Raw genomic sequence first — 11,774 nt, 5'->3', positions numbered from 1 at the left:
CCAGCCCCCCCCCCCCCCCCGCCCTAGCACATGAAACCGAGCAATCGGTGGACTTGGAAACGGTCAGCGTCGTCGGCAAAAGCCGTCCGCGCGCGACTTCGGGACTGTTACACACTTCAACCGCCTCCGATAAAATCATCTCCGGCGATACTTTGCGCCAAAAAGCCGTCAACTTGGGCGACGCTTTGGACGGCGTTCCGGGCATCCACGCTTCGCAATACGGCGGCGGCGCGTCCGCTCCCGTTATTCGCGGTCAAACGGGCAGGCGGATTAAAGTATTGAACCATCACGGCGAAACAGGCGACATGGCAGACTTTTCGCCCGATCACGCCATTATGGTAGATACCGCCTTGTCGCAACAGGTTGAAATCCTGCGCGGGCCGGTTACGCTTTTATATAGTTCGGGCAATGTGGCCGGTTTGGTCGATGTTGCCGATGGCAAAATTCCCGAAAAAATGCCTGCAAACGGCGTATCGGGCGAACTGGGGCTGCGTTTGAGCAGCGGCAATCTGGAAAAACTCACGTCCGGCGGCATCAATATCGGTTTAGGCAAAAACTTCGTGCTGCATACCGAAGGCTTGTACCGCAAATCGGGCGATTACACCGTACCGCGTTACCGCAATCTGAAACGGCTGCCCGACAGCCACGCCGATTCGCAAACAGGCAGCATCGGGCTGTCTTGGGTTGGCGAAAAAGGCTTTATCGGCGTGGCGTATAGCGACCGCCGAGACCAATACGGCCTGCCTGCCCACAGCCACGAATACGATGATTGCCACGCCGACATCATCTGGCAGAAGAGTTTGATTAACAAACGCTATTTGCAGCTTTATCCGCACCTGTTGACCGAAGAAGACATCGATTACGACAATCCGGGCTTGAGCTGCGGCTTCCACGACGACGATAATGCACACGCCCATGCACACAACGGCAGACCGTGGATAGACCTGCGCAACAAACGCTACGAACTCCGCGCCGAATGGAAGCAGCCTCTCCCCGGTTTTGAAGCCCTGCGCGTACACCTGAACCGCAACGACTACCACCACGACGAAAAAGCAGGCGATGCAGTAGAAAACTTCTTCAACAACAAAACACACAACGCCCGTATCGAGCTGCGCCACCAACCCATAGGCCGTCTGAAAGGCAGCTGGGGCGTGCAATATTTGGGACAAAAATCCAGCGCGCTTTCCGCCATTCCCGAAACCGTCCAACAACCGATGTTGATTGACAACAATGTGCGCCATTACAGCTTTTTCGGTGTAGAACAGGCAAACTGGGACAACTTCACGCTTGAAGGCGGCGTACGCGTGGAAAAACAAAAAGCATCTATCCGGTACGACAAGGCATTGATTGATCGGGAAAACTACTACAACCAGCCCCTGCCCGACCTCGGCGCGCACCGCCAAACCGCCCGCTCGTTCGCACTTTCGGGCAACTGGTATTTCACGCCACAACACAAACTCAGCCTGACCGCCTCCCATCAGGAACGCCTGCCGTCAACGCAAGAGCTGTACGCACACGGCAAACACGTTGCCACCAACACCTTTGAAGTCGGCAACAAACACCTCAACAAAGAGCGTTCCAACAACATCGAACTCGCGTTGGGCTACGAAGGCGACCGCTGGCAATACAATCTGGCACTCTACCGCAACCGCTTCGGCAACTACATTTACGCCCAAACCTTAAACGACGGGCGCGGCCCCAAATCCATCGAAGACGACAGCGAAATGAAGCTCGTACGCTACAACCAATCCGGCGCCGACTTCTACGGCTCGGAAGGCGAAATCTACTTCAAACCGACACCGCGCTACCGCATCGGCGTTTCCGGCGACTATGTTCGAGGCCGTCTGAAAAACCTGCCATCCCTGCCCGGCAGGGGGGATGGCAACGACAAGCGTCCCTTCATCGCACAAGCCGACCAGAACGCGCCCCGCGTTCCGGTCGCACGGCTCGGCTTCCACCTGAATGCCGCGCTGACCGACCGCATCGATGCCCATCTCGACTACTACCGCGTGTTCGCCCAAAACAAACTCGCCCGCTACGAAACGCACACGCCCGGACACCATATGCTCAACCTCGGCGCAAACTACCGCCGTAATACGCGCTATGGCGAGTGGAATTGGTACGTCAAAGCCGACAACCTGCTCAATCAGTCCGTTTACGCCCACAGCAGCTTCCTCTCTGATACACCGCAAATGGGCCGCAGCTTTACCGGCGGCGTGAACGTGAAGTTTTAAAATCGGAAACGCAGGCAGCCTGAAAAACACCCGTAGGTCGGATACTTGTATCCGACACCAAAAGTTCCCTTGAAATCAAAATGTCGGATTCGAGAATCCGACCTACTGCTGCTAATCTACGTCGGCCCCAAACAAAAAGCCATGTTTTAAGCCGTCCGATATGAATTAATCTTGACGTATTTTTTTTTTTTTTTACTATAATTAATAAATAAGCTGCTTTGTTATTTTTTCGTTTATAAATTCAGAAGGAATAAAATTGAAACCTTATTTGTTGATTGTAGTATGTTTTTTAACTGGATGCGGTGTGCGTTCCGTGCGACTGCCCGAATGGCAGGCAATTGATGGCAGCCACGCTGATGGTACGGTTACTTTGGCTTATGAGCAAAATTTCCGCTCCCGCTTAATACCCCGCATAGGACAAGATAACGAGGTGGCGAAAACTCGTTGCCGAGTTTGGGGTTACAACAGTGCCGAGGCGTTTGGCGGTTCAACACGAAGCTGCATGGCAACTCCCGCACGCGCCAATGCCAAAGTGCCGTGTCTGATTTGGCGATTTGAAAAACGCTATCAATGTACCAACCATGTCAGCGATAAAGTGCAACACACACCAGTGCAATACACGCCAATGCAACAGCAGCCCATTCAAAACAACATCACGATTGAATTAAGTCCCACCAACGTACCGCAAGTTAAAACGAAACAAACCAAATAGGCAACCTGAAAACCCATTTCAGGCTGCCTGAGACCTTTGTAAAATTCCCCAAAATCCCCTAAAGTCCCACCAAGACATTTAGGGGATTTTCCATGAGCACCTTCTTCCGGCAAACCGCCCAAGCCATGATTGCCAAACACATCGACCGCTTCCCACTATTGAAGTTGGATCAGGTGATTGATTGGCAGCCGATCGAACAGTACCTGAATCGTCAAAGAACCCGTTACCTCCGAGACCACCGCGGTCGTCCCGCCTATCCCCTGTTGTCCATGAAGCCGTCCTGCTCGGACAATGGCACAGCCTCTCCGATCCCAAACTCGAACACAGCCTCATCACCCGCATCGACTTCAACCTGTTTTGCCGTTTTTAGGCAAACAAAAAAGGTTTTCAGACGACAGTCTGAAAACCTTTTTCTTGTTTTAACCAATCATTTAAAACTGACTATTAATCTTTCAACACATCACGCACAGCCGCCGGAATCTTAGCCGCCGCTGCCTCGATTTGCCGTTGTTCGGCAGATGGGTTTGCCGCTGTTTCAACCGGAGCAGCTTGTAAAGCAGGCTCGCCTTGAGGATCAGTCAGCGGCAAACGCGCCAATACGGTTTTTACGCCGGTAACTTTATCGCCAATCGCCACTTGCGCCTGCGCATCGACAGGCAGATACATATCCACGCGCGAACCAAAGCGGATAAAGCCATAGCGTTCGCCGCGGGACAGTTTCGCACCTGCTTGGGTGTAGCACAAAATACGGCGCGCCACCAAACCGGCCACTTGAACAAAAGTAATTTCACGACCAGAAGCCGTAGTCGCCAACACCGCATTACGTTCATTTTCCGTGCTGGCTTTGTCCAAATCCGCATTCACGAATTTGCCTTTGTTATAGACCACTTTCGTTACCGTACAATCGGCAGGCGATTTTTGCGAATGCACGTTGAACACGTTCATAAAAATACTGATTTTCAAAGCATCAACATCACGATACGGATCGCGTGCGCGCTCGACCACCACGATACGGCCGTCAACAGGGCTCAACACCGCTTCAGGATTTTGCGGAATCTCACGCGCAGGGTCGCGGAAAAACTGTAGGGCAAATACAGTAAACACCCAAAACGGCAAAGACCACCAGCCGCAGCACATCGACACCAGCAGGCTCAAAGCCAAACCGCCGCCAATAATCGGCCAGCCCTCACGGGCGATAATCGGGTGGGGGTAAAGACGGTTCATTTGTCATCCTTTTGTTCAAGCGGGTTAAAATTGCCGACATTATAGCGGAATCTGCCGTACTCCGCCGACAAATGCCGTCTGAACGCAGCTTCAGACGGCATCCGAGAAAGTGCTACAATATTGGTTTTCCTTTATTTTTCAGGCGGCATCCATTATGTGCAACCATCATCCCAAACATTCACACGACAACGAAACCATCCGCATCCGCGGCGCGCGCACGCATAATTTGAAAAACATCGATTTGGACATTCCGCGCCACAAGCTCGTGGTGATAACAGGATTGTCAGGCAGCGGCAAATCATCGCTGGCGTTCGACACGCTGTATGCCGAAGGGCAGCGGCGTTATGTCGAGAGCCTTTCCGCCTATGCCCGGCAGTTTTTGCAGATGATGGACAAACCCGATGTCGATTTGATCGAAGGCCTGTCGCCCGCAATTTCCATCGAGCAGAAATCCACCAGCCACAATCCGCGGTCCACCGTCGGCACGGTAACGGAAATCCACGATTACCTGCGTCTTTTGTACGCCCGCGTCGGCACGCCGTATTGCCCCGAACACAATCTGCCGCTGTCCAGCCAGACCGTGTCGCAGATGGTCGATGCCGTGTTGAAGCTGCCGGAAGACACGCGCGTGATGATTCTTGCGCCGGCAGTGCGCGAGCGTAAGGGCGAATTTGTCGATTTCTTTGCCGACTTGCAGGCGCAGGGTTTTGCGCGGGTGCGCGTGGATGGCGAGGTCTATCAGCTTGACGAAGTGCCGAAGCTGGAAAAAAACATCAAACACAATATCGACGTCGTCATCGACCGCGTGAAAGTGAAGGCGGACATCAAACAGCGGCTGGCGGAAAGTTTTGAAACCGCGCTGCGCCACGGCAACGAGCGCGCGTTGGCGATGGAAATGGACAGCGGCGAAGAGCATTGGTTTTCCGCGCGTTTCGCCTGCCCCGTGTGTTCGTACAGCCTGCCTGAATTAGAGCCACGCCTGTTTTCCTTCAACAACCCGATGGGTTCCTGCCCGACTTGCGACGGCTTGGGCAACACCAACTTTTTCGACCCCGAAAAAGTGGTTGCCCATCCCGAATTATCCTTAGCAGCAGGCGCGATTGACGGCTGGGACAAACGCAACCAATTCTATTTCCAAATGATTCAATCGCTGGCGCATCATTACAAATTTGATGTCAACGCCGCTTGGGAAAGCCTACCGGAAAAAGTGAAAAAAGTCGTGTTGCACGGCTCGGGCAAAGAAGTCATCGACTTTACCTACCTATCCGAACGCGGCACCACCTTCAACCGCAGCCACGCCTTCGAAGGCATCATCCCCAATCTCGAACGCCGCTACCGCGAAACCGACAGCGAAACCGTGCGCGAAAAACTGCGCGAATACCAAAACCACCGCGCCTGCCCGAGCTGCGGCGGCGCACGTTTGCGCAAAGAAGCCCGCTACGTTTACGTCAGCGGCGAACCCTTGCACGAAGTCTCCGCCTGGCCGCTGACCAAAACCCACCAATTTTTCGAAACTCTGGATTTGGACGGCAACAAAAAACAAATCGCCGAAAAAATCCTCAAAGAAATCACCGAGCGGCTCGGCTTCCTGATTAACGTCGGGCTGGATTACCTGAATTTAAGCCGCTCCGCCGAAACCCTTTCCGGCGGCGAAGCCCAGCGCATCCGCCTCGCCAGCCAAATCGGCAGCGGCCTGACCGGCGTAATGTACGTTTTGGACGAACCCTCCATCGGCCTGCACCAGCGCGACAACGACCGCCTGCTCGCCACACTCAAACGCCTGCGCGATTTAGGCAACAGCGTGATTGTGGTCGAACACGACGAAGACGCCATCCGCGAAGCTGATTTCGTCGTCGATATGGGTCCTGGCGCAGGCGAACACGGCGGCAACGTACTGATTGCTGACACGCCCGAAAACGTCGCCAAATGCGAAAAATCCGTTACCGGACAATATCTCAGCGGCAAAAAATCCATTGCCGTGCCGTCTGAACGCACGCCCGTCAATCTCGACCGAATGCTCGTCCTCAAAGGCGCGCGCGGCAACAACCTCAAAAACGTTACCCTCGAATTGCCGCTCGGTTTGATTACCTGCATCACCGGCGTATCCGGCAGCGGCAAATCCACCCTGATTAACGACACCCTCGCCAAAATTACCGCCCGCGAACTCAACCGCGCCCAAGAAGAGCCCGCCCCATACGACGACATCCGCGGCCTCGAACACCTCGACAAAGTCATCAACGTCGACCAATCCCCCATCGGCCGCACCCCACGCTCCAACCCCGCCACCTACACCGGCCTGTTCACCCCCATCCGCGAACTCTTCGCCGGCGTACCCCTCTCGCGCGAACGCGGCTACAACGTCGGCCGATTCTCCTTCAACGTCAAAGGCGGCCGCTGCGAAGCCTGCCAAGGCGACGGCGTGATTAAAGTCGAAATGCACTTCCTGCCCGACGTGTACGTCCCCTGCGAAGTCTGCCACGGCAAACGCTACAACCGAGAAACCCTCGAAATCCAATACAAAGGCAAAAACATCAGCCAAGTCCTCGACATGACCGTCGAAGAAGCCCGCGAATTTTTCGATGCCGTCCCCACCGTATCGCGCAAACTGCAAACCCTGATGGATGTCGGCCTAGGCTACATCCGCCTCGGCCAGTCCGCCACCACCCTATCCGGCGGCGAAGCCCAACGCGTCAAACTCGCCCTCGAACTCTCCAAACGCGACACCGGCAGAACGCTCTACATCCTCGACGAACCTACCACCGGCCTACACTTCGCCGACATCGCCCTGCTGCTGGAAGTAATAGGTCGTCTGAAAGGCAAAGGCAACTCGATTGTGATTATTGAACATAATCTGGACGTGATTAAAACTGCCGATTGGATTGTGGACTTAGGGCCCGAGGGAGGCGATGGCGGAGGGAGGATTGTGGCTTGTGGTACACCTGAAGATGTAGCGAAAGCGGAAAGCAGTTATACTGGGAAATATTTAAAGAATATTTTGTAACAGGGCGCAATTGTTTTTTTAACTTAATTAATGGGAGCTTCTATGAAAACGGTAAAGCAGTTAGATATTGGTTATCTTGATGCAAAAAACTATACACAAAGAGATAAAAAAGAATTTTTTAATCAAATTTTTGTTAAAGGTGATTATCTAGATGAATTATGCAATTCTAATGTTTCGTTCCTTATCGGAGAAAAAGGAACAGGAAAAACGGCTTATGCTACATACTTAAGCAATAATGATTATAAAAACATTCATTCAGAAACTAAGTTTATAAAAGCAACAGATTATTTAAAATTTATAAAATTAAAGAGAGATAGGCAGTTAGAATTGTCTGATTATGAGGATATTTGGAAAGTAATTTTATATTTATTAATATCAAAACAAATCTTGGTTTCAGAAAAATCCATTTTTAATTTTATGAAATTCAAAACATTAAATGAATGCATAGACAAATATTCTGCCAATGCTTTTAAGCCTGAAATATTGCAAGCAATACAAATAGTTGAAAATTCAAAAGAATTCGCTGAATTGATGTATAAAGATTTTGCTAAATTAGGTATTGATAATTCTTCAGAATTAACGTTCACAGATAAGAAATTTGCTACTAATCTTCACTATATCCAGAAAAAATTTGAAGAAGCAATTAACCAACTTAAATTATCCAAGAATCAATTGCTGTTTATTGATGGCATTGATATTAGACCTAATAATATTCCATTTGATGAGTATCAAGAATGCATTAAAGGATTAGCAGATGCAATTTGGTGGTTAAATACTGAATTTTTTCCAAATATCAAAGATAGTAAAGGTAGAATTAGAGTGGTTTTACTCATCCGCCCTGATATTTTTAACATTCTAGGTTTGCACAACACGAATGCTAAATTATCTGATAATTCAGTATTTTTAGATTGGAGAACAGATTATAAGAATTTTAGAAGATCTAAAATATTTTCAATATTTGATCGTTTACTTAATGCACAACAAGTATCTAAATTAGATTTTGGTCAAGCATGGGATTACTATTTTCCATGGAATGCACCAGATTTACATGATCCAGAAATTTATCAAACAAATACTTCTTTTATATCTTTTTTAAGAAATTCATATTACAGACCAAGAGATATTTTAAAAATGATTGAACTATTGCGTAAGAATAGTACTGATAATATTGAAAAATTTGAAGAGGGTAGTTTTACTGATACTAGATTTAGAAGAGATTATTCAAATTATTTACTAGGTGAAATTAAAGATAATCTTTTATTCTATTATAGCGAAGATGAATATAATCACTTTCTTAAATTTTTCACATATTTAAATGGAAGTACTGAATTCACTTATGAAGAATACTCTAATTCATTCAAAAATTTAATTAAAGATTTAGAATCTACTAGTGCTATAAAACCAAAATTTATGTCTACTGCTAATGAATTTTTACAATTTTTATTTGATTTAAATGTGATTTCATTTTTGGAAGATACTGAAGATGGTAAAAGACATATTCATTGGTGTTTCAAAGATCGGAATTATGCAAATATTTCTCCACAAATTAAATTTAACTTACGTTATCAAGTGTTTTATAGTTTAACGAAATCTTTAAATCTTGGGAAAACATTTAATTAGTAGCAAGAGTAGCAACCATAGGGTGTATGCGGTACGCACGCACGCGGTTGCTTGATTGACGGTTTGCCGTTTCAACTTTTAACTTCGTTGAAGCTAGCGCTTTCAGACGGCCTCCAATGTCGTCTGAAAGCGCTAGCTTCAACGAAGTTAAAACCTTAAACAACAAACCATTCCTTTTTCAACACCCAAACCACAAACAAAAATCCTATGGCGCGTTATCGCAGAAACTTCATTGTCGGCGGCACATTCTGTTTCACTGTCAAACCCTCCGCCCCGAAATCGCGCCTGCTTGTCGGACATATCGGCTTCGCGGGCAGCCTATATGGATGTGCAAAAACAATATCCCTTTGAAACCGTCGCCATATGCGTGCTGCCAAACCACATTCACGCCATTTGGACGCTGCCGCCCGATGATGCGGATTATTCCCTACTCCGGCGGCTGATTAAAACCAAATTCTCCGCATATTCCCCTCATACTAAAAACTTATCCGCCGACAAACAGCGGCGGCACGAACGCGGTATTTGGCAACGGCGTTTTTACGGACACACCGTGCGCGACGAAACGGATTTGCAGCATCGTGCGGACTACATCCATTCCAATCCTATCAAACAAGGAATGTCGCGTGCTAAAACAGAATCCCGCAAAAAATAATATTAGTCTTTTCAAATGCGATACTTATCATTCCCTGACTTCAAACAAGGCGTGTGCAACCTGACTTACAGGTTTGCTCCTGTTTGACCGATAAATATTCTGACTGCCTCAAAAGGCAAAAAATAATGTGGGTATGTTGAGGCTGCCTCTTTTTGAAATGACAAACAAAATGCCGTCTGAAACCCGATTTCCGGTTTCAGACGGCATTTGATGTTCAATCAGTTGTCAAACCTGATTATGCCAAACCTTTTGCTTTCAACACTTCCAGCATGGTAGTGCCCAACTCGGCAGGGCTGCGGGTGTAAGCGATGCCGGCTTTTTCGAAAGCGGCGAATTTTTCTTCCGCAGTACCCTTGCCGCCGGAGATAATCGCACCGGCGTGGCCCATGCGTTTGCCTTTAGGAGCGGTAACACCTGCGATGTAGCCGACGACGGGTTTGGTTACGTTGGATTGGATGTATTCGGCTGCTTCTTCTTCCGCAGTACCGCCGATTTCACCGATCATGATGATGGCGTCGGTATCTGGGTCTTCTTGGAAGAGTTTCAGTGCGTCGATTTGGTTCATACCAGGAATCGGGTCGCCGCCGATACCGATACAGGTTGATTGACCCAAGCCCAGTTTGGTGGTTTGTGCCACGGCTTCGTAAGTCAATGTACCGGAACGGGAAATGATGCCGATGCGGCCGGGAGTGTGGATGTGGCCCGGCATAATGCCGATTTTGCACTCACCCGGAGTAATCACGCCCGGGCAGTTAGGGCCGACCAAGCGGGTACCGTTGCCGTTGGTTTCCAAATAACGTTTGGCTTTGAGCATGTCCAGAGTTGGCACACCTTCGGTAATCACAACAACCAAGCCTACGCCTGAATCAACTGCTTCAACGATAGAGTCCAACACAAACGGAGCGGGAACGTAAATTACGGATGCATCCGCGCCGGTTTCTTTAACGGCTTCTTTCATGGTGTTGAATACAGGCAGATCCAGGTGGGTTTGACCGCCTTTACCCGGGGTAACGCCGCCGACAACTTTAGTGCCGTAAGCCAGAGCTTGTTCGGAGTGGAAAGTACCGTTTTTACCGGTGAAACCTTGAACCAATACTTTGGTGTCTTTATTAATCAATACGCTCATTCTTTTCTCCTTAGGCGTTTACGGCTGCAACAATTTTTTCGGCTGCGTCATTCAGGCCGTCGGCGGAAGTCAGTTTCAGACCTGATTCGTTCAGAATTTTCGCGCCGAGTTCGGCGTTGTTACCTTCCAAACGAACAACGACAGGAACGTTGACGTTGATTTCTTTAACGGCTGCCACGATGGCTTCCGCAATCATGTCGCAACGTACGATACCGCCGAAGATGTTGATCAAAACGCCTTTAACGGATTTATCTTCCAAAATCAGTTTGAACGCTTCAACCACGCGGTCTTTGGTTGCGCCGCCACCAACGTCCAAGAAGTTGGCAGGTTGGCCGCCTTTGAGTTTGATGATGTCCATAGTAGCCATCGCCAAACCGGCACCGTTCACCATACAGCCGATGTTGCCTTCCAGGGCAACATAGTTCAGGTCGAATTCGGAAGCTTTCAGCTCACGTTCGTTTTCTTGAGATTTGTCGCGCAAAGCGGCAATTTTCGGCAGGCGGTAGAGCGCGTTGCTGTCGATACCGATTTTGCCGTCCACGCAGGCGAGCGCGCCGTTTTCGCGAACTGCCAATGGGTTTACTTCAAACAGTGCGAAGTCGTTTTCGATAAACGCTTTGTACGCGCCGGTCATCAGTTTGACGAACTCGTTGATTTGTTTGTCTTTCAAGCCCAGTTGGAAGGCAACTTCGCGAGCTTGGCAAGGTTGCAGGCCGACCAGCGGATCAACGGTTACTTTGAAGATTTTTTCAGGAGTTTCGGCAGCAACTTTTTCGATTTCCACGCCGCCTTCGGTAGAAGCCATGAATGTAACGCGGCGGGTAGAACGGTCAACCACTGCGCCCAAGTACAGCTCGGTTTGAACCGGATACATGTCTTCGCAAACCAAAACGCTGTTGACAGGTTGGCCGTTGGCATCGGTTTGGTAAGTTACCAAGTTGGTGCCAATCAGGCTTTCAGCCACTTCTTTAGCTTCTTCGCGGCTTTTAACGACTTTTACGCCGCCCGCTTTACCGCGGCCGCCGGCGTGTACTTGTGCTTTGACAACAGCGAATTTGCCGCCCAATTTGTCGTAAGCTGCAGCGGCTTCTTCGCCGTTGTGTGCCAAAATACCGCCTTGTACGGGCAAACCGTAGCTAGCCAGCAGTTCTTTAGCCTGATACTCGTGTAGATTCATGGATTTCTCCTTAAAGGTGAGTGGGTCT

At 49.4% G+C, this 11,774-nt stretch carries 8 protein-coding genes and 1 pseudogene; 6 read left to right on the top strand and 3 right to left on the bottom strand.

Annotation, left to right across the window (positions count from 1 at the left end):
• From znuD to Q3O06_RS08050, 3 genes and pseudogenes are all read left to right on the top strand, one after another.
• The coding region (gene znuD / locus Q3O06_RS08060; RefSeq protein ID WP_301818359.1) for a TonB-dependent zinc receptor ZnuD at nt 1–2,234 on the top strand (2,234 nt) is incomplete at its 5' end.
• 256 nt (nt 2,235–2,490) lie between these two features.
• On the top strand, nt 2,491–2,946 hold the full coding sequence (gene yecR / locus Q3O06_RS08055) for a YecR family lipoprotein (RefSeq protein WP_301818358.1): 456 nt from the start codon (nt 2,491–2,493) through the stop codon (nt 2,944–2,946).
• Nucleotides 2,947–3,038: 92 nt separating this feature from the next.
• Nucleotides 3,039–3,313: pseudogene (locus Q3O06_RS08050) on the top strand (transposase); the annotation flags it as partial.
• A gap of 77 nt (nt 3,314–3,390) precedes the next feature.
• On the opposite strand, the gene Q3O06_RS08045 reads toward Q3O06_RS08050, so the two are convergent.
• On the bottom strand, nt 3,391–4,170 hold the full coding sequence (locus tag Q3O06_RS08045; RefSeq protein WP_301818357.1) for a phosphatidylserine decarboxylase: 780 nt from the start codon (nt 4,168–4,170) through the stop codon (nt 3,391–3,393).
• A 154-nt stretch (nt 4,171–4,324) separates the two neighbouring features.
• On the opposite strand from Q3O06_RS08045, the gene uvrA reads away from it, so the two are divergent.
• From uvrA to Q3O06_RS08030, 3 genes are all read left to right on the top strand, one after another.
• Nucleotides 4,325–7,171 (top strand): excinuclease ABC subunit UvrA, encoded by a 2,847-nt coding sequence (gene uvrA / locus Q3O06_RS08040; RefSeq protein ID WP_301818356.1) that lies wholly within the window; start codon nt 4,325–4,327, stop codon nt 7,169–7,171.
• A gap of 42 nt (nt 7,172–7,213) precedes the next feature.
• Nucleotides 7,214–8,791 (top strand): P-loop ATPase, Sll1717 family, encoded by a 1,578-nt coding sequence (locus Q3O06_RS08035; RefSeq protein ID WP_301818355.1) that lies wholly within the window; start codon nt 7,214–7,216, stop codon nt 8,789–8,791.
• Between the two features lie 322 nt (nt 8,792–9,113).
• The gene (locus Q3O06_RS08030; RefSeq protein WP_301818354.1) at nt 9,114–9,443 is read left to right on the top strand and encodes an REP-associated tyrosine transposase; all 330 of its coding nucleotides are present in this window, start codon (nt 9,114–9,116) and stop codon (nt 9,441–9,443) included.
• A 235-nt stretch (nt 9,444–9,678) separates the two neighbouring features.
• On the opposite strand, the gene sucD is transcribed toward Q3O06_RS08030, so the two are convergent.
• Complete coding sequence (gene sucD, locus Q3O06_RS08025) at nt 9,679–10,569, bottom strand: succinate--CoA ligase subunit alpha (RefSeq protein WP_002244992.1); 891 nt, start codon at nt 10,567–10,569, stop codon at nt 9,679–9,681.
• Between the two features lie 10 nt (nt 10,570–10,579).
• Nucleotides 10,580–11,746, bottom strand: a complete 1,167-nt coding sequence (sucC, locus tag Q3O06_RS08020) for an ADP-forming succinate--CoA ligase subunit beta (RefSeq protein WP_036491521.1) — start codon at nt 11,744–11,746, stop codon at nt 10,580–10,582.
• Nucleotides 11,747–11,774: the final 28 nt, after the last annotated feature.

The sequence above is a fragment of the Neisseria maigaei genome (genome assembly GCF_958267405.1).
GTDB lineage: Bacteria > Pseudomonadota > Gammaproteobacteria > Burkholderiales > Neisseriaceae > Neisseria > Neisseria bergeri.
This window is presented reverse-complemented; position numbering and strand designations above follow the sequence as displayed.